Genomic DNA, 18,021 nt, shown 5'->3' with positions numbered 1-18,021 from the left:
GCCTCCCCGGGGGCTACTGCACGGGCTTCGCGTAGTGGAGATCCACTGTGCCGGAGTAGCCGGGGAGAGTCACCGCCTCGTGCTCGTCGACTTTCCAGCCCAGCCCGTACGCCGTCACGTACAGCTGGTAGTTCTGGATCGCCGGGGAGGCGGTCAGCGCGCGCTGGAGCTCGCCGGGGTCGCCGACGGCCGTCACCTTGTAAGGCGGCGAGTAGACGCGGCCCTGGAGGATCAGCGTGTTGCCGACGCAACGCACGGCGCTGGTGGAGATCAGCCGCTGGTCCATGACCTGGATGCCCTGCGCACCGCCCTGCCAGAGGGCGTTGACCACGGCCTGCAGGTCCTGCTGGTGGATGACCAGGTCGTTGGCCTGCGGCTCCGGGTAGCCAGGGGCCGCCTGGGCGTTCGGGGGAGCATCATTGAGGGTGACCGTTACGGCCTGACCGCTGAGCTTCTTGGTCCCCGCGGCCTCCTCCAGCGCCTGGAGCTTCGCGTCCTCGGCCTTGGTGGAGCCGTCGTCGCGGCTGGCGAGGGCGTCGACGTCCTTGCGGACCGTCGCCGTGGACTCGTCGAGTTCGGCGTTCTTGTCGCTGCGCTGCTGGATCAGGTCGGAGAGCTTCAGCAGCGAGTCGTCGGTGCGGAGGTTGGTGCCCTTGGCCGTGATGAAGCTGGTGACGAAGATCAGTCCGGCGAGTGCGAAAACGGCAGCGGTCAACAGCCGGACCGGCCGCCAGGCGATGCGGCGGACCGGCCCACCGGGGGAGTCGGAGGAATTGCTCAACGTACCCTTACCCTTCAGGCGCCGCGGAAGCACTACGCTAACGGACGCCCGGGGGGAGCCCATGGTCCCCCTCGCTCCCGCACCCGGCGCCAGCCACAGTTTCCCTGCGCGGCCATGCAGCGCATCGACAGGAGAGTCCCTCGTGCCGAAGTCACGTATCCGCAAGAAGGCCGACTTCACGCCCCCGGCCACGAAGCAGGCGACCAACATCAAGCTGACCAGTCGCAGCTGGGTCGCTCCCGTGATGCTGGCTCTGTTCCTGATCGGACTGGCCTGGATCGTCGTCTTCTACGTCACCGACGGCCGCCTGCCCATCGAGTCGTTCGGCAACTGGAACATCGTGGTGGGCTTCGGCTTCATCGCCGGCGGCTTCGCCGTGTCCACACAGTGGAAGTAGCACCGGCATAGCGGCTGTCAAGCTCTGCCCCGAGTTATCCACAGCGTCGTCCACAGAGTGAGGAAAAGGTCAGACGATCTGTGGATAACTCAGCGGACGTTGACGCCGGTGTGACTGTTGCGGCCGTTGCAGCAACGGCCGCCGCCCCTGTCCGCCCCTTGTCTCTCCTGGGAAAACCCAGGTCAGGGATGAGGGGCGCGGTCGTTCCACACAGGATGCACAAGATCCGGCACACGCTGTGGACAACTTTGGGGAAAGCTCACGCTCAGGTGAGCGACTGCGTCCTCACGACCACGGTCACGATGATCGCCAGCAGTACGAGTGCACAGGTCCCGTACTGCACCAGAGCGCGTCGCTCGCGCGGCGCGTGCACCATGCCGAAGGTGATGGCGGTACCGGCGATGAGCCCGCCGATGTGGGCCTGCCAGGAGATCCCGCCCCAGGTGAAGGTGAAGAGCACGTTCAGCGCGAGAAGCGCGATCACCGGGCGCATGTCGTAGTTGAGCCGGCGCATCAGCACGGCGGTGGCACCGAGCAGACCCCAGACCGCGCCGGAAGCACCCAGCGTCCCCTGCGTCGGATCCTCGAGGAGGTAGACGAACGCACTGCCCGCCAGGCCGGAGAGCAGATAGAGCGCCAGATAGCGCGCCCGGCCGAGCGCCGCCTCCAGCGGCCCGCCCAGCCACCACAGCCCCAGCATGTTGAAGGCGATGTGCCAGATCTCCTGGTGCAGGAACATCGAGGTGAGGAGCCGGTACCACTGTCCGTCGGCGACGCCGTCGGACACGAGGTACGGCGGCGCGGGCCAGGCCCCGACCAGGACCAGGTCGCCCACCACCCGCTCCCGGTCGACGAGGACCGCCACGAACACCGCGAGATTGAGACCGATCAGGATCTTGGTCACCAGATGCGGGTCACCGGCCGCGATCGAGCCGCCCGCGATCGTACGGGGCCGGTTGGCGGACGGCGCGTGGCCCGTCCCCGACCCCGTGCGGACGCACTCCGGGCACTGGAAGCCCACCGAGGCGTCGACCATGCAGTCCGGGCAGATCGGCCGCTCGCAGCGGGTACATCTGATGCCCGTCTCCCGGCCCGGGTGGCGGTAGCAGCTCGGCAGCCCGTCCGCCGCGCGAGGCTGGTCCGGGCTTCCTGGCGCCTGATCCATGGGGTCCCCTCGTCCGATGCGCGGCGCTTCTGCGTTCGTACACGTTTCGTACGCAGTCCGCCGCCCCGCTCGTCATACGGCCGAGCGGGGCGGAATGGTTCCCGTACGGGTCTCAGGCCTCGCGGGTCTCGACCACGACGGACTCGATCACCACGTCGTTCAGCGGGCGGTCGGTGCGCGGGTTGGTCTGCGCGGTCGCGATGGCGTCCACGACCTTCTTGCTGGCCTCGTCGGCGACCTCACCGAAGATGGTGTGCTTGCGGGTCAGCCAGGCGGTGGGGGCCACGGTGATGAAGAACTGCGAGCCGTTGGTGCCCGGGCCGGCGTTGGCCATGGCCAGCAGGTACGGCTTGTCGAAGGCCAGGTCCGGGTGGAACTCGTCCGCGAACTCGTATCCCGGGCCGCCCGTTCCGTTGCCCAGCGGGTCGCCGCCCTGGATCATGAAGCCGCTGATCACCCGGTGGAAGACCGTGCCGTCGTACAGCTTGTCGGTGGACTTCTTACCGGTCGCCGGGTGCGTCCACTCGCGCTCGCCCTTCGCGAGCTCCACAAAGTTCTTGACCGTCTTCGGCGCGTGGTTCGGCAGGAGCCGGATGTCGATGTCGCCGTGATTGGTCTTCAGGGTGGCGTAAAGCTGCTCGGCCACGATCTGCCTTCCGTAAGTCTTCTCTGACGTCTACCGATCCTCGCACGGAAGAGCCGTCGGCGAAGAAAATGACCCGGATGCCCGTCCCGCATGCCGAGCCCGGGCTCAGCAGGCATGATTTCCGAAAGGGCGGAAAGGCGCACGGTGCCTTACCTGGGTCGACAACCCCCCAGACCCCCGCGAACGCCACCGAGGAGGAGGATCCCGTGACCCGCATGGACAGCGTGCGCGCCGCGACCGGTACGGCGAAGGACAGCGTGCTGCACGCCGCGGAAGTGGTGGCGCCCTACGCCGGCACGGCCAAGGACCAAGCCGCGCTCTACGCACACCAGGCTCGCGTGCGCGTCGCGCCCAAGGTGACGCGGGCCGCGCATCAGGCGCGCCGTCAGGCCCGTACCCAGTACAAGGCCTATGTCGCACCGCATGTGCCGCCGAAGGTGGACGACGCGGCTCACCGGGCCGCCGTCATGACCCGGAACGCCGCACGTCAGGCAGCGGACTACACGACGCCGCGCATCGAGCAGGCGGTGGCGGCCGCTCAGCCCGTGGGGCAGGAGGCCGTGGCCCGATCCGCTGCTGCCCTGGCCGCGCTGCGCGGTCAGGTTTCGGCGAAGGACATCAAGAAGCTTGCGAAGAAGAACGAGCGGCGAGCCAGGTGCGGTCGTGCCGTGAAGGGCGTGGCCGTTCTCGGTGTCGTGGCCGTGGGGCTGTTCGCCGCGTGGAAGTGGTGGGACAAGCAGGCCAACCCGGACTGGCTGGTCGAGCCTCCCGCTCCCACCGAGGTCTCGGACCGCTCACTGTCGTCGGTCGACGGGAGCGACGGGAGTGGTGAGTCGATGCTGGACCCGGAGGTTCAGGCGAAGCAGGCGGAGGCCGGTTCGGACCGCGAGGACCGTCGCTGAGCGTCGCATCGGGCGCCGGGCGGGCCGAGAGCTTCCCGGCGCCTCATGCCGCGACGCGCTCGGCGTCGGTGACGGGCGAGGAGTCCTGAGCGGCCCACGAGGCCGACGATGCCAGCGCTGCCGACAGTCCGGAGTCGTTCTGGGCGGGCATGTGCCGTACCGCCGGTGAGGTGCCGTGCGCTTCCGCGCCGATGCGCTGCTTGATCGTCGGCGGCAGGGACCGGTCACGCGGGCCTTTCGGACGGGACACGCCCTGCCACGGGCCGTACCCCACGTCCGCTGTCTCCCCACGCCCGTGCGCTGTGCGTCTCCGAGCTGAGTGCTCCGGAGCTGTGGGCTCCTGGGCCGAACGCTCCTGAGCGGTGGGCTCCTGCCCGGCAGGTCCCTCCGGCTGCTGAGCCGACGGCTGCTGAGCCGCCTTGGCGGAGGTCGCGAATCCCAGGGAGGCGAGCAGGGTGACGAGCAGGGAGATGAAGGCGGTCCACAACGTGGTGACCTTGACGGCGGCCATGACCCCTCACTTTCGGATTGGGCGTTTTACATACCTTCCTCATGATGTGGACGCATCTTGGGATTCGTGGGATCTACGCCACGGGTCGGCAGTTCTTCGGATGAACACCACCCGTGTGGCGTAGGTGCGCATGCGCGCGGCCCAAAGGCGCTGTAGAGAAGCCCTTGGGAGCCCGGCCGGCCGCACACGTGGTGATGGCACATCCGCCACTGACCGTCGTCAACGCCGCCACCTGCGACGATGCGGGCATACCCGAGGACGCTCAGCGTTGCCGGACACTCCGCTCCCGCGGTGCCGGTGATGACGACGCGGGCGATTCCGCCGGTGAGGTGGTCTCGACGCTCCTCGATTTCCCCGGTCGCGTACGCGTGCGGCGCATCCGCGCGCTCCCACATGCCGTGCGGCACCCACTCCTTGCTGAACCGGCAAAGAACGTTGCCACCTTTCTCGTACCGGTCGCAGGGTGTCGGTATGACTGACATGAACGAGCGAGACATCGCCGATGTGGACGTTGTTGTGGTCGGGGGCGGCGCGGCCGGCCTGTCGGCTGCGCTGACTCTGGCCCGGGCCCGGCGTTCGGTGCTGGTGATCGACTCCGGGGAGCCGCGCAACGCTCCCGCCTCCGGGGTTCACGGATACCTCTCCCGCGACGGCCTCGCGCCGGGCGAGCTGTTGCGGGCCGGCCGGGAGGAGGTCACCGGTTACGGCGGGCAGATCGTGTCGGACCTGGCCACCAGCGCCCGTCGGGCCGGCGAACGCCTGGTCGTGGGCACCGCGGCCGGCCGGAGCTACGGCGCGCGGCGTCTGCTGGTGACCACGGGCCTGGTCGATGAGCTGCCCGACGTTCCCGGCGTGCGTGAGCGGTGGGGCCGTGACGTCCTGCACTGCCCCTACTGCCACGGCTGGGAGGTGCGCGACGCGCCGATCGGCGTACTGGCGACCGGCCCGGGAGCGGTGCACCAGGCGCTGCTGTTCCGCCAGTGGTCGCCGGACGTGACCCTGTTCCGGCACACCGCGGGCGACCTGACCGACGAACAGTGGGAGCAACTGGCCGCCCGCGGTATCGCGGTGGTCGACGGCGAGGTGGTCGGTCTCGACATCGACGAAGACCGGCTGTGCGGTGTACGGCTGGCTGCGGGCACGTGCGTGCCGGTGCGGGCTCTGGCCGTGGCTCCGCGTTTCGAAGCGCGAGGCGAGCTGCTCTCGGGTCTCGGCCTGACGAGCGTCGAACACCCCATGGGCGTGGGCAGTTACGTGGAGTCGGACGCGAGCGGGTTCACCGGTGTCGCAGGGGTGTGGGTGGCGGGCAATGTCACCGATCTCATGGCCGGCGTCGCGGTGGCCGCGGCCTCCGGAGTAACGGCCGCCGCGGCGATCAACGCCGACCTTGTGGCCGCCGATACCGCGGCGGCGGTGGCTCGCCGCGCGTCAGCGCACACCCGAGAGGCATTCAGCCCGGCCGTGGAGGCCGCCAACTGCGAGCGGGTCCTCGGCGAACGCCGCCACGGTATCGAGACCGTGCTCGGCCGCGGGCGCCGCTCGGGCGACTGACCAGCCCCGGGAATCCACGGGGGAGCAAAAAGCCCCCTCCCCCTACGCCGACAAATCGGGCATCTGAAAGTGCCGGCCGGTGCGGAAAACGGAACAAAAGACCCCTCTGACCGCGGTTCCGCAGGTCAGAGGGGTCTGATCTTGTGGAGCCTAGGGGAGTCGAACCCCTGACATCTGCCATGCAAAGACAGCGCTCTACCAACTGAGCTAAGGCCCCGGAACGCAGACCAGAGTACCGGGTCACCCCCCCGATCTCGCAAAAGGATTGGGACTCCCGGTATCCGACCACTCTCCGTAAGATGCTCGTCGGGTTCGCAGCAGCGAAGCCACGCCAGGGGTAGCGATGGGGAGACGCACATGGATGCAGCACAGCAGGACGCCAGCGCAAGAGCCAGAGAGCTCCAGCGCAGCTGGTACGGGGAGCCGCTGGGGGCGCTCTTCCGTCGGCTCATCGACGATCTGGGCCTGAACCAGGCGCGGCTCGCGGCGGTGCTCGGGCTGTCGGCTCCGATGCTCTCCCAGCTGATGAGCGGCCAGCGCGCCAAGATCGGCAACCCGGCCGTCGTCCAGCGCGTCCAGGCCCTCCAGGAGCTGGCCGGGCAGGTCGCCGACGGCAGTGTCAGCGCCGCCGAGGCCACGGACCGCATGGACGAGATCAAGAAGTCGCAGGGCGGCTCGGTGCTCACCGGCACCGGCCAGACCGCGACCAGCTCGGGCGCGCCGACGGTACGCCGGGTGGTCCGCGAGATCCAGTCGCTGCTGCGGTCGGTCGCGGCGGCCGGCGACATCATCGATGCGGCGGACTCCCTCGCCCCGAGCCACCCGGAACTGGCAGAGTTCCTCCGGGTGTACGGCGCCGGACGCACCGCGGAGGCGGTCGCCCACTACGAGTCGCACCAGAGCTGAACGAAGCAGGACGCCGGAACAGGGAACTGGGAGCGGGCGCAGCGCAATGGGTGAGGTCTTCGCTGGTCGGTACGAGCTGATCGACCCGATCGGTCGCGGTGGAGTCGGCGCGGTCTGGCGTGCCTGGGACCACCGGCGGCGGCGCTATGTGGCTGCCAAGGTCCTGCAGCAGAGCGACGCGCACACCTTGCTGCGCTTCGTCCGCGAGCAGGCGCTGCGCATCGACCACCCGCATGTCCTCGCCCCGGCCAGCTGGGCCGCGGACGACGACAAGGTCCTGTTCACCATGGATCTGGTGAGCGGCGGGTCGCTGGCGCACGTCATCGGCGACTACGGCCCGCTGCCGCCACGCTTCGTCTGCACTCTGCTCGACCAGCTGCTGTCCGGTCTGGCAGCGGTGCACGCCGAGGGGGTCGTGCACCGCGACATCAAGCCGGCCAACATCCTGCTGGAGGCCACCGGAACCGGACGGCCGCATCTGCGGCTGTCCGACTTCGGCATCTCCATGCGCAAGGGAGAGCCGCGCCTGACCGAGACCAACTACGTTGTGGGGACGCCCGGTTACTTCGCGCCCGAGCAGATGATGGGCGTGGAACCGGACTTCCCGGCCGACCTCTTCGCCGTCGGGCTGGTGGCGCTCTATCTGATCCAGGGCCAGAAGCCCGATTCCCGGGCCCTGATCGAGTACTTCGCGGCGCACGGCACCCCGGGCGCCCCGCAGGGCGTTCCCGAGCCGCTGTGGCAGGTCCTCGCGGGCCTGCTCCAGCCCGACCCACAGGCCCGGTTCCGCACGGCCACGGGTGCGCGCAAGGCTCTCACCACGGCCGTCGAGATGCTGCCCGAGCCCGGCGTCGACGACGAACCGGTCGAGGTCTTCGACCAGATCGGGCCGCTTCCCGCCGGATTCGGCCCCGAGGGACCCGCGGCACCCGGTCCGGTCACGCCCTCCGCCACCGCCGCGGCCACCACTGCCGGGGAAACCCAGCGCCCCCAGACCTCCGACGCCCCGCCCGTACAGCCGGGGCAGTACACCCAGCACGGACATCAGCACGACCCCCGGCACGGACAGCAGACCGGGCAGCAGGCCGGTCTGCAGACGGGCAGTCAGGCCGGACAGCACACGGGCCCGCAGCCCGGCCACGGTCAGCCGGCATCCATGCCCGCCGTCTCCGAAACCGGCTCCTTCCATCTCGCCCCGCCGCCTCCGCAGACCACACCGCCGCCGCAGCCGGGCCTGCCGTTCGCTCCCCCCGCACAACCCACCGCGCCCGTCCCCACGCATGCGGCCTCCCCCCACCACTCCGCAGCGCAGGACTTCTCCCAGGCCCAGACGTCCGCGGTTCCGTACGAACAAGCTCTCACTCGTCAGTACACCGCTCAGAGCCATCAGGTTCCCGCTCAGGCGCACACGGTGTCCCATGCGCCCGTGTCCGCCCGGCAAAAGCGGCCGGGACCGCCCCCGAAGGTGGCGATCCCGGTGCTGCTCGTGGCGCTGGTCTGTTTCGCGGTCGGCATCTGGGCGTTCACCCAGGCCTGACCGTGCCGCTCACCAGGCGGCGGGCGGTCCGTACTGCTTCTGGGCGTTCCCGGTCGCCGAGGCGTCCGAGGACCCCGCCGCCGGCGTCTGCGCCGCACGGCGCCGCGCCATCAGCGTCCACGCCCCCAGCCCGAGCACCAGCACCGTCCCCGCGCCGACACCGGCCGCGCCGACGAGCTTCATCGTGTCGCTCTTCTCCGCCTTCTCGCCCTCGGAGATGCCGAAGTCGCCGAGCGGCCCGTCGTACGGCGGCGCGGCCTGCGCCTCGCCCTCGATACTGAGCCGCAGCGTCACACCGAACGGCTCCTTGCCGAACCGCTTGTTGAGCTCGGGGTTGAGGCTGACCGCAAGGTAGTACGTGCCCGCGACCCGCATACCGTTGACCTTGTCAGCGCTGTCGTAGCGGTTCTCGTACGCCACCTTGGGCAACGGAGCCAGCGCGGCCTGGTTCTGCGTGCCGTTGAACGACGTCGTACCGTCGGTGACGAAGCCCCGCACCGGGTTGTAGAGCTGCATGGCCAGCGCCTCGACGACGAAGCCTTTGCCCTGCGCGCTGCCGATCCCGGCGGTGGCGAAGACCTGCTGCCCCCACTCGACGGGCACCCGGTAGAAGTACGTGCGGCCCGCCTCCATCCGGCTGGTCCACTCGCCTTCGGAGATCTCGGCGGCGTCGTTGAAGCTCGTACCGCCCTTGGCCTCCTTCGGGCCTCCCGCGGGAAGCCCGGGAGAGGCGGAAGGCCACTCGCTGGGCGCGGCCGTCGGCCCCTGCTCCTTCAGGGCGGGCTCCGTCTCGTGCCGGATCTCCAGCTCCCAGTCCTCAGGGGTGGAGGTCGCCGCGCTGGTCCGCTCGACCAGGACGTTGTACGCCCCGGCCTCCTGACAGGTCGACCTGTCCTTGTCGACGGTGCGGTAGGCATAGGCGGAGAGGGGCCGCGCGAACTTGCCGCTTCCCACCGTGGCGTCGTTGCTGCTGCAGGTGCTGCCCCCGCTGTCCTGCAGGGTCACCTTGATGCCGTCGCTGTAGTCGAACTTCGTCCCCAGCTTGGGGACGGCGACCACCGACACATACGCGTTCTTCTCGGCGTCCAGGTCCACGCGGTAGTTGAGCTTCCCGTCGGGGCCGATGGACGAACGGTAGGTGGTACCGGCTTTCAGCGCCTTGGCGTTCGCCGTGCTCTGCTCGCCCTTGACCGGCTGCGCGTCGGCGTCGAAGACGTACGGATTGGGCTGGTCGGCCGCCCGGGCCGGCTGGCCCGGCAGCGCCGCCACCGCGCACACCGCCGCCACCCCGGCCAGCGTCACCCGGCCCCTGCTGCGCTGACTCATCTACGCGCTTCCCCTTGTCGTCTCCATGGCCGCCCTGCGTCGCGCCCGTACGAGCACGAGCACGACCCCGGCGATCAGTACGGCCGCGCCGCCCGCCGCCGCGGCGGTCGCAGTGCCGGTCCATCCTGCCCCGCCGGTCCCGCCGCTGTCTGCGCGCGTGGCCGAATCACCCTCGTTGTCCGTCTTCTTCGCGAGGACCGGGGCGTCGTGCTGCGGCCCGGCCTTCTCGTCGCCGAGGACCGCCACCCGCAGCACCACACCGATCTGCGGGTTCTCCGCGATCTCGGCGGCCTTCGCGCCGAGCGTCACGGCGATGTAGAAGTGGCCCTTGTCGTGCACCGGAATGACATTGGGATGCGTCTCGTGGCGGTTGGTCCAGGAAACGGGAACGGTGCCCATCCGCACTGCCGCCGGACGGCCGTTGTAGACGGTCTCGGGGCTGAACTCGCCGGTGCCGCCGCCGACCGGTGCCCGCGCGGGCGTGTACACCTCGGTGCCGCCGTACGACCACTGGGAGGGACCGTCCTTCAGCGTCGGCTCGTTGGCGAACTCCACGTCGTACCGCAGCTGCTGTCCCCAGCCGATCGGCACCTTGTACCAGACGGTCTGGGCCGGCAGCACCCGGTCCCGCCACACGCCCTGGCCGAGCTCCTCGGCGTCGTTGAACCCGGTGCCGCCCGTCACGTCCTTCGGGTCGCCCAGCGGCAGGGTCGCCTCCTTGCCGCCCTTGCCGTACTCAGGCTGGGACTCGGCGGGGGTGATTCCTTGCGCGAGCGGCTGCTCGACCCCGTACGTCAGCTCCAGCGGCCAGCGCGCGGCGTCCGAGCCCTGCTTGCTCTCCCGCTCGACGACGAGCCAGTAGCGGCCCGCCGTGTCGCAGCTCTTGAACCCCTTCTCGCTCGGTACACGGGCGACGGCCGAGGTCAGCGGGGTCGCGCCCTCCTTCTGGAGGAAGCGCTCGGTGCTCGTCTCACAGGAGCCGCCGGAATTGTCGGTGCCGTACGCGATCCTGGTGCGCAGTGCGTCGAAGGTGTCGACCGCTGCCCCGGGCTGCGGCACCGCCGTCGCGGAGAAGTTCACAGTGGAGACGGCATCGAGGTCGACGGCGTAGTGCCGTTTCTCCCCCGGTCCGATGCTGTCGAGGTACTGACCCGGTACGAGCGCGGGCGCCGCGCTCCGCTCCGGCGCACCCTCCACGGGCCTGCCCCGGAAGCGGTACCCGTCCGCGGACAGCTGCGCGGAGCGCTGCAGCTGGCGTGCCAGCGCCTCGGCGTCCGGTGCGTCGTAGTAGCGGCCGTTTCCGGCCTTCGCGATGCATTCCAGCTGCTCGCGGGCCTTGCCACGGACCTGGAAGCCGACGGTGTCGATGCGCATTCCGATGCCGTCCTCGGCGAGCTGCTCGGCGACCTCGCAGGGCTGCGGCGTACCGCAGGTGTCCTCCCCGTCGGAGATCAGCAGGATCGTGCGGGTGCCGATCGCACCGTCCGGGGGCTTCGGCAGGTCCTGGGCGGCCTTCTGGAGCGACAGCCCGATGGGAGTGTCGCCCTTGGGCTGTACCGAGGCCACGGCCTGCTTCAGAGCCGCCCGGTCGAGCGGGCGTACGGGCCGTGCAAGCCGGGTGTCGGTGCAGCCCTTGGGGCGGTCCGCGCCGTAGACCCGCAGGCCTGTGGGATGGCCGTCGGGGAGCGCCGCCACGACGGTGCCGATGGCCTCGCGGGCGGCCTCCATGCGGGTGCGTCCGGTACCGTCGTCGTCGGCCATCGAGCCCGAGGAGTCGAGCACCATCACCAGGCTGCTCCCACCCTCCACCCGCGGTGCGGCCGCCGGCCCGCCGGCCGGCTCCGCACCCTCCGCTGCCGGCAGCGGAGCCGCGGCCAGCGCGAGCAACACCCCGCCGACGGTGACAGCCGTCCTCGCACGGCGATGAAGTCGTACGTTCACCGGTTCCCCCTCACCCGAGTCTTCAGCTTTGCCCATGCAAGCTATTCATTTGCTTAAGCGAACTCAAGGGCTTCGGTGTCACGGTCCAGAAACAGCGCCTCGGCGCCGCGACACGGGCCGCGGGCCCAGGACAGCGCAGAGCCCCGGCCGCTCAGCGGCCGGGGCTCTGTCACTCGGACTTTGTCTGCGTCTCACACACCCGAACCTGCGGGCACGGAGTCGGTCGCCTCCGTCCACAGATCCTGCTCGGCGCGATCCGCCTGGATCTGGCGGTACACGAGGAGCCCGCCGATGGCGGCCAGTGCGACCAGGAGAAGCTTCTTCACCGCGCGACCTCGTCTTTCCTTGACGTAGGGGACTTCTGGCGCCCGACTATACACACCGACCGATACCGATCGGTGACCTGCGTCCGGGCCGGCTCCCGCCTCCGGGACGACCCAACTTCGGTACCCGAAACACAGATCGGCCCGGACGGAGAGTCTCCGTCCGGGCCGATCGTCACTGTGGGGCTAACAGGATTTGAACCTGTGGCCTCATCCTTATCAGGGATGCGCTCTAACCAACTGAGCTATAGCCCCTCCGCGCTGCGCGCTGACCCCTGAAGGTTAGCGCACGTGGGGGGCAGTCCCAAAATCGGTTGTCTGCCCCCCGGACCTGCCGACTATTCGTCCTCGGCCAGTGTCAGCTCGACTCCGCCCACGAACCCGGCGGAGAGGTTGTAGATGAAGGCCCCCAGCGTCGCCAGCGCCGTGGCGAGCACCACATCGATGACCGCGATCACCGACGTGAAGATGAGCACGCGCGGCAGCGAGAGGAACGACTGCAGATCGAAGCCATTGCTCTCGTTCGAGCCCGTCGCCTCGCTGATCGTCCCGCCGACCGTGGAGAAGACGCCCATGGCGTCCATGACCATCCACAGCACCGCGGCCGCGACGATCGTGCAGATGCCCAGGGCGATGGAGAGCAGGAAGCTGACCTTCATCACCGACCACGGGTCGGCCTTGGCCACCCGCAGCCGCGCCTTGCGCGTCCGAGGCTGTGTGCTCGCCCCGGTGCGCGGCCGGCGGACGGCAGTGGTCGCCCCCGCAGGCACCCCGGCGGGCGCCTGCTGTCCGGGCTGTCCCGGCTGCTGCTGGCCGCCCTGCGTCCCACCCTGGGGCGTGGGGTACGCCTGGGGCGGGTGGTACGGCTGCGTTCCCTGCTGCACCTGCTGCTCCCCGCCATAGGTTTCGAAGGGGGGCTGCGGCCCCCGGGTGTCGGTCACCGTAACCCCCTGGGAGTCCGTGGCGGAACCACGGGCACCGTTCGCTCCGGCAGCAGATTCAGCAGCGGCCGATCCGGCGCCCGTGGCTCCACTCACGCTTTACTCCTTGTGCTCCCCAGCCGAGGGCTCCGTGCCCTCGACAACCTCAGCCGTTTCGGAGGTCCCCGCCACGACACCATCCTCGGCGCCCTCGGTTCCGTCGACCTCCTCGGCCTCGCGACCGGCCTCGGCGTTACGCGCGATACCGACCACGGCATCACGCTTGCCCAGGTTGATCAGTTGGACGCCCATGGTGTCACGGCCGGTCTCCCTGACTTCGTTGACTCGCGTACGAATCACGCCGCCGGACAGCGTGATGGCGAGGATCTCATCGGTCTCCTCGACCACCAGCGCGCCGACGAGCGAACCACGGTCCTCCACGATCTTGGCGGCCTTGATACCGAGGCCGCCACGGCCCTGGACGCGGTACTCGTCGACAGCGGTCCGCTTCGCGTACCCGCCGTCCGTGGCAGTGAACACGAAAGTACCGGGCCGCACCACATTCATCGAGAGCAGCTCGTCGCCCTCGCGGAAGCTCATTCCCTTGACGCCCGAGGTCGCACGACCCATCGGGCGGAGGGCTTCGTCCGTGGCGGTGAACCGGATCGACTGCGCCTTCTTGCTGATGAGCAGCAGATCGTCCTCGGCCGACACCAGCTCCGCGCCGATCAGCTCGTCGTCGCTGCCGTCGTCCGTCTCCCGGAGGTTGATCGCGATGACGCCGCCGGAGCGGGGCGAGTCGTAGTCCTTCAGCGGGGTCTTCTTCACCAGGCCGGCCTTGGTCGCGAGGACCAGGTACGGCACCGCTTCGTAGTCGCGGATCGCGAGGATCTCGGCGATCTGCTCGTCCGGCTGGAAGGCCAGCAGGTTGGCGACGTGCTGGCCGCGGGCGTCCCGGCCGGCGTCCGGCAGCTCGTACGCCTTCGCCCGGTAGACCCGACCCTTGTTCGTGAAGAACAGCAGCCAGTTGTGCGTGGTCGAGACGAAGAAGTGGTCGACGATGTCGTCCTGCTTCAGCTTCGTGCCGCGCACGCCCTTGCCGCCGCGCTTCTGCGAGCGGTAGTCCTCGGTCTTGGTGCGCTTGATGTAGCCGCCACGCGTGATGGTGACGACGATGTCCTCCTCGGCGATCAGGTCCTCGATGGACATGTCACCGTCGAAGGGGATCAGCTTGGAGCGCCGGTCGTCGCCGAACTTCTCGACGAGGACGGCCAGCTCCTCGCTGACGATCGCGCGCTGCTTCTCGGGCGAGGCGAGGATCTGGTTGTACTCGTTGATCTTCGCCTGCAGCTCGTCGTGCTCCTGCACGATCTTCTGCCGCTCCAGGGCGGCCAGCCGGCGCAGCTGCATCTCCAGGATCGCGTTCGCCTGGATCTCGTCGATCTGCAGCAGGCCCATCAGGCCCTCGCGCGCGACCTCGACCGTGTCACTGCGCCGGATCAGCGCGATGACCTCGTCGATCGCATCGAGCGCCTTGAGCAGACCGCGCAGGATGTGGGCGCGCTCCTCGGCCTTGCGCAGCCGGAACTTCGTCCGCCGGACGATGACCTCGATCTGGTGCGTCACCCAGTGGCGGATGAACGCGTCGAGGGACAGCGTGCGCGGCACACCGTCGACGAGCGCCAGCATGTTGGCGCCGAAGTTCGTCTGCAGGTCAGTGTGCTTGTAGAGGTTGTTGAGGACGACCTTGGCGACGGCGTCGCGCTTGAGCACGATGACCAGGCGCTGACCGGTACGGGACGAGGTCTCGTCGCGGACGTCGGCGATGCCGCCGATCTTGCCGTCCTTCACCAGGTCGGCGATCTTCTGCGCGAGGTTGTCCGGGTTGGTCTGGTACGGAAGCTCCGTGACCACCAGGCACTGGCGGTTCTGGATCTCCTCGACCTCGACGACCGCGCGCATCGTGATGGAGCCGCGGCCGGTGCGGTACGCCTCCTCGATGCCCTTGCGGCCCACGACCAGCGCGCCGGTCGGGAAGTCCGGGCCCTTGATCCGCTCGATCAGCGCGTCGAGGAGCTCCTCGTGGGTGGCCTCCGGGTGCTCCAGCGCCCACTGGGCACCGGCCGCGACCTCGCGCAGGTTGTGCGGCGGGATGTTGGTGGCCATACCGACCGCGATGCCCGCCGAGCCGTTGACCAGCAGGTTCGGGAAGCGGGCCGGCAGGACCGTCGGCTCCTGGTTGCGGCCGTCGTAGTTGTCCTGGAAGTCGACGGTCTCCTCGTCGATGTCCCGGAGCATCTCCATGGACAGCGGCATCATCTTGCACTCGGTGTACCGCATGGCGGCGGCCGGGTCGTTGCCCGGGGAACCGAAGTTGCCGTTGGAGTCGACGAGCGGCATCCGCATCGACCACGGCTGGGCGAGACGGACGAGCGCGTCGTAGATGGAGGAGTCGCCGTGCGGGTGGTACGTACCCATGACGTCGCCGACGACACGGGCGCACTTGTAGAAGCCCTTCTCGGGCCGGTAGCCGCCGTCGTACATCGCGTACAGCACACGGCGGTGGACGGGCTTGAGGCCGTCCCTCACGTCGGGCAGCGCGCGGGACACGATGACGGACATCGCGTAGTCGAGGTACGAGCGCTGCATCTCGGTCTCGAGCCCGACGGGCTCGATCCGCAGCTGCTGCTCCTCCTCTTCGGTTTCCGTGGCGGCGGGAGTCGCGGGAGTGTTCTCGTCGGCCATTGCTGGTCTTCAGTCCTTTCGTGCGGTCAGCTGAGACCGACTCAGATGTCGAGGAAGCGGACGTCCTTGGCGTTGCGCTGGATGAACGAGCGCCGCGCCTCGACGTCCTCGCCCATCAGCACCGAGAACAGGTCGTCGGCCTGCGCGGCGTCGTCCAGGGTGACCTGGCCGAGGACGCGGTGCTCGACGTCCATCGTGGTGACCCGCAGCTCCTCGGCGTTCATCTCGCCGAGGCCCTTGAAGCGCTGGATCGAGTCTTCCTTGATCCGCTTGCCGTTCTGCTTGCCCAGCTCGACCAGTGCGTCGCGCTCACGGTCCGAGTACGCGTACTCGAAGTCGTCCCGGCCCCACTTGATCTTGTACAGCGGCGGGCGGGACAGGAACACGTGCCCGGCCTCGACCAGGGGCCGCATGAAGCGGAAGAGGAACGTCAGCAGCAGCGTGTTGATGTGCTGGCCGTCGACGTCGGCGTCCGCCATGAGAATGATCTTGTGGTAGCGGAGCTTCTCGATGTCGAAGTCCTCGTGGACTCCGGTACCGAAGGCCGAGATCAGCGCCTGGACCTCGGTGTTCTGCAGGATCTTGTCGATCCGGGCCTTCTCGACGTTCAGGATCTTGCCTCGGATCGGCAGGATGGCCTGGTACATCGGGTTGCGGCCGGACTTGGCCGAGCCGCCGGCGGAGTCACCCTCGACGATGAAGATCTCGCACTTGGTGGGGTCGTTCGACTGGCAGTCGGACAGCTTGCCGGGCAGCGAGGCGCTCTCCAGCAGGCCCTTGCGACGGGTCAGATCGCGGGCCTTGCGGGCGGCGACGCGCGCCGTGGCGGCCTGGATGGCCTTGCGGATGATGTCCGAGGCCTCGTTGGGGTTGCGGTCGAACCAGTCGGTGAGGTGCTCGTTGACGACCTTCTGGACGAAGGTCTTCGCCTCCGTGTTGCCCAGCTTGGTCTTCGTCTGGCCCTCGAACTGCGGCTCGCCCAGCTTGACCGAGATGATCGCGGTCAGACCCTCGCGGATGTCCTCACCCGTGAGGTTGTCGTCCTTCTCGCGCAGCAGCTTCTTGTCGCGCGCGTACCGGTTGACGAGACCCGTCAGCGCGGCGCGGAAGCCCTCCTCGTGGGTACCGCCCTCGTGCGTGTGGATCGTGTTCGCGAACGAGTACACGCCCTCGCTGTACTGCGAGTTCCACTGCATCGCGACCTCGAGCGAGAGCAGCCTCTCCTTGTCCTCGGCATTGATGTCGATGACCGTGGGGTGGATCAGCTCGCCCTTGCGGGAGTTCAGGTACTTCACGAAGTCGACGATGCCGCCCTCGTAGTGGTACTTGACCGTACGGGCCTGCGGCTCCTCCGCCGCCTCGGCGTCGGGGTCGTCGGCGCCGACCGTCGCCTTCGCGGACTCGCGCTCGTCGGTCAGCGTCAGCGTCAGGCCCTTGTTGAGGAAGGCCATCTCCTGGAAGCGGCGCGAGAGCGTCTCGAAGGAGTACTCGGTGGTCTCGAAGACGTCCGGGTCGGCCCAGAAGGTGACCGTCGTGCCGGAGTCCCCGACGGACTCGTGCTTGGCCAGCGGCGCGGTGGGCACGCCCAGCTTGTAGTCCTGCGTCCAGCGGAAGCCGTCACGCTTGATGTCGACGGAGACCTTGCTCGACAGCGCGTTCACGACGGATACGCCGACGCCGTGCAGACCGCCGGAGACGGCGTAGCCGCCGCCGCCGAACTTGCCGCCGGCGTGCAGCACGGTGAGGACGACCTCGACGGCCGGCTTCTTCTCCACCGGGTGGATGTCCACGGGGATGCCTCGGCCGTTGTCGACCACGCGTACGCCGCCGTCGGCGAGGATCGTGACGTCGATCGTGTCCGCATGACCGGCCAGGGCCTCGTCGACCGAGTTGTCGACGACCTCGTAGACGAGGTGGTGGAGTCCACGCTCACCGGTCGAGCCGATGTACATGCCAGGCCGCTTGCGGACCGCGTCCAAACCCTCGAGGACGGTGATCGCGCTGGCGTCGTACGACGAGGTGGCCTCGCCGGTCCCGTCGGCAGCAGTGGAAGGAATGTTCTCGTTGGGGTTGCCGGAATCGGCCACGAAGCGCCCTTTCTGGCACAGCACAAGCCGTTCTCCGGGCAAACGGAAGCGGCTGCGTCGTTCGGCATTAATCGACGTCCCGCGCATCGAGCGGGATTGTCCACCAGTCTACCGGTACCGCCGACACGAATGGGGGTTTGCCGGTACCTGAGTCCGCATGTGCCGCCCTGAACGGGCGCCGACCGACTCCCCATATCCGGGAAGGGGCTCCAAGAGGCTCACACGGGCGTTGAGCGCTTCGGCCTGTCAACCTCCGGCTACGGTGAGGGACGCCTCATGAGTC

The 18,021-nt window shown here is 69.1% G+C and carries 15 protein-coding genes and 2 tRNA genes; 5 read left to right on the top strand and 12 right to left on the bottom strand.

Translation table 11 applies throughout. From position 1 onward, the window contains the following. Window positions 1–13 precede the first annotated feature (13 nt). Window positions 14–781, bottom strand: a complete 768-nt coding sequence (locus ACZ6ZQ_RS10775; RefSeq protein WP_469768175.1) for a DUF881 domain-containing protein — start codon at window positions 779–781, stop codon at window positions 14–16. A gap of 142 nt (window positions 782–923) precedes the next feature. Here ACZ6ZQ_RS10775 and crgA point away from each other — a divergent pair, with 142 nt between their 5' ends. Beyond that, on the top strand, window positions 924–1,178 hold the full coding sequence (gene crgA, locus ACZ6ZQ_RS10770) for a cell division protein CrgA (protein WP_453667912.1): 255 nt from the start codon (window positions 924–926) through the stop codon (window positions 1,176–1,178). Window positions 1,179–1,443: 265 nt separating this feature from the next. On the opposite strand, the gene ACZ6ZQ_RS10765 is transcribed toward crgA, so the two are convergent. Together ACZ6ZQ_RS10765 and ACZ6ZQ_RS10760 are read right to left on the bottom strand one after the other, a co-directional pair. Beyond that, entirely contained in the window at window positions 1,444–2,343 is a 900-nt protein-coding gene (locus ACZ6ZQ_RS10765) for a rhomboid family intramembrane serine protease (RefSeq protein ID WP_469768174.1), read from the bottom strand. A gap of 112 nt (window positions 2,344–2,455) precedes the next feature. Beyond that, window positions 2,456–2,989, bottom strand: coding sequence for a peptidylprolyl isomerase (locus ACZ6ZQ_RS10760; protein ID WP_453667550.1), 534 nt, complete (start codon window positions 2,987–2,989; stop codon window positions 2,456–2,458). Between the two features lie 206 nt (window positions 2,990–3,195). On the opposite strand from ACZ6ZQ_RS10760, the gene ACZ6ZQ_RS10755 reads away from it, so the two are divergent. After that, complete coding sequence (locus ACZ6ZQ_RS10755) at window positions 3,196–3,891, top strand: DUF5324 family protein (RefSeq protein ID WP_469768173.1); 696 nt, start codon at window positions 3,196–3,198, stop codon at window positions 3,889–3,891. Between the two features lie 43 nt (window positions 3,892–3,934). On the opposite strand, the gene ACZ6ZQ_RS10750 is transcribed toward ACZ6ZQ_RS10755, so the two are convergent. Further along, window positions 3,935–4,402 (bottom strand): DUF6344 domain-containing protein, encoded by a 468-nt coding sequence (locus ACZ6ZQ_RS10750; protein WP_469768172.1) that lies wholly within the window; start codon window positions 4,400–4,402, stop codon window positions 3,935–3,937. Between the two features lie 480 nt (window positions 4,403–4,882). Between ACZ6ZQ_RS10750 and ACZ6ZQ_RS10745 the strand changes: the two genes are divergently transcribed. Beyond that, window positions 4,883–5,953 (top strand): NAD(P)/FAD-dependent oxidoreductase, encoded by a 1,071-nt coding sequence (locus ACZ6ZQ_RS10745; RefSeq protein ID WP_469768275.1) that lies wholly within the window; start codon window positions 4,883–4,885, stop codon window positions 5,951–5,953. Between the two features lie 144 nt (window positions 5,954–6,097). On the opposite strand, the gene ACZ6ZQ_RS10740 is transcribed toward ACZ6ZQ_RS10745, so the two are convergent. Beyond that, window positions 6,098–6,170, bottom strand: a tRNA-Ala gene (locus tag ACZ6ZQ_RS10740). Window positions 6,171–6,310: 140 nt separating this feature from the next. On the opposite strand from ACZ6ZQ_RS10740, the gene ACZ6ZQ_RS10735 reads away from it, so the two are divergent. Beyond that, window positions 6,311–6,859: a helix-turn-helix domain-containing protein gene (locus ACZ6ZQ_RS10735; RefSeq protein WP_469768171.1), complete on the top strand. Its 549-nt coding sequence runs from the start codon at window positions 6,311–6,313 to the stop codon at window positions 6,857–6,859. A 46-nt stretch (window positions 6,860–6,905) separates the two neighbouring features. After that, a complete protein-coding gene (locus tag ACZ6ZQ_RS10730; protein WP_469768170.1) occupies window positions 6,906–8,396 on the top strand; it encodes a serine/threonine-protein kinase in 1,491 nt (496 codons plus the stop codon). A 9-nt stretch (window positions 8,397–8,405) separates the two neighbouring features. Here ACZ6ZQ_RS10730 and ACZ6ZQ_RS10725 read toward each other — a convergent pair whose 3' ends face one another. The 7 genes from ACZ6ZQ_RS10725 to gyrB form a co-directional block, all read right to left on the bottom strand. Continuing rightward, window positions 8,406–9,722, bottom strand: a complete 1,317-nt coding sequence (locus ACZ6ZQ_RS10725; RefSeq protein WP_469768169.1) for a hypothetical protein — start codon at window positions 9,720–9,722, stop codon at window positions 8,406–8,408. Continuing rightward, on the bottom strand, window positions 9,723–11,663 hold the full coding sequence (locus ACZ6ZQ_RS10720) for a vWA domain-containing protein (protein WP_469768168.1): 1,941 nt from the start codon (window positions 11,661–11,663) through the stop codon (window positions 9,723–9,725). Window positions 11,664–11,854: 191 nt separating this feature from the next. Further along, window positions 11,855–11,989, bottom strand: coding sequence for a DLW-39 family protein (locus ACZ6ZQ_RS10715; protein ID WP_003958712.1), 135 nt, complete (start codon window positions 11,987–11,989; stop codon window positions 11,855–11,857). A 178-nt stretch (window positions 11,990–12,167) separates the two neighbouring features. Beyond that, window positions 12,168–12,241, bottom strand: a tRNA-Ile gene (locus tag ACZ6ZQ_RS10710). Window positions 12,242–12,324: 83 nt separating this feature from the next. Next, the gene (locus ACZ6ZQ_RS10705) at window positions 12,325–12,927 is read right to left on the bottom strand and encodes a DUF3566 domain-containing protein (RefSeq protein WP_453659773.1); all 603 of its coding nucleotides are present in this window, start codon (window positions 12,925–12,927) and stop codon (window positions 12,325–12,327) included. 99 nt (window positions 12,928–13,026) lie between these two features. Then, the gene (gene gyrA, locus ACZ6ZQ_RS10700; RefSeq protein ID WP_469768167.1) at window positions 13,027–15,651 is read right to left on the bottom strand and encodes a DNA gyrase subunit A; all 2,625 of its coding nucleotides are present in this window, start codon (window positions 15,649–15,651) and stop codon (window positions 13,027–13,029) included. 41 nt (window positions 15,652–15,692) lie between these two features. Continuing rightward, complete coding sequence (gyrB, locus tag ACZ6ZQ_RS10695) at window positions 15,693–17,762, bottom strand: DNA topoisomerase (ATP-hydrolyzing) subunit B (RefSeq protein ID WP_469768166.1); 2,070 nt, start codon at window positions 17,760–17,762, stop codon at window positions 15,693–15,695. Window positions 17,763–18,021 lie beyond the last annotated feature (259 nt).

The organism is Streptomyces sp. NPDC053673, from assembly GCF_055585225.1.
The sequence above is the reverse complement of the archived record's forward strand: the minus strand, read 5'-3'. Positions and strand labels throughout refer to the sequence as shown.

Bases quoted from the DNA above. Each gene is read 5' to 3' on its own strand.
- ACZ6ZQ_RS10765 (WP_469768174.1), bottom strand. From the start codon at position 2,343: ATGGATCAGGCGCCAGGAAGCCCGGACCAGCCTCGCGCGGCGGACGGG.
- ACZ6ZQ_RS10750 (WP_469768172.1), bottom strand. From the start codon at position 4,402: ATGGCCGCCGTCAAGGTCACCACGTTGTGGACCGCCTTCATCTCCCTG.
- ACZ6ZQ_RS10745 (WP_469768275.1), top strand. From the start codon at position 4,883: ATGAACGAGCGAGACATCGCCGATGTGGACGTTGTTGTGGTCGGGGGC.
- ACZ6ZQ_RS10735 (WP_469768171.1), top strand. From the start codon at position 6,311: ATGGATGCAGCACAGCAGGACGCCAGCGCAAGAGCCAGAGAGCTCCAG.
- ACZ6ZQ_RS10730 (WP_469768170.1), top strand. From the start codon at position 6,906: ATGGGTGAGGTCTTCGCTGGTCGGTACGAGCTGATCGACCCGATCGGT.
- ACZ6ZQ_RS10725 (WP_469768169.1), bottom strand. From the start codon at position 9,722: ATGAGTCAGCGCAGCAGGGGCCGGGTGACGCTGGCCGGGGTGGCGGCG.
- gyrA (WP_469768167.1), bottom strand. From the start codon at position 15,651: ATGGCCGACGAGAACACTCCCGCGACTCCCGCCGCCACGGAAACCGAA.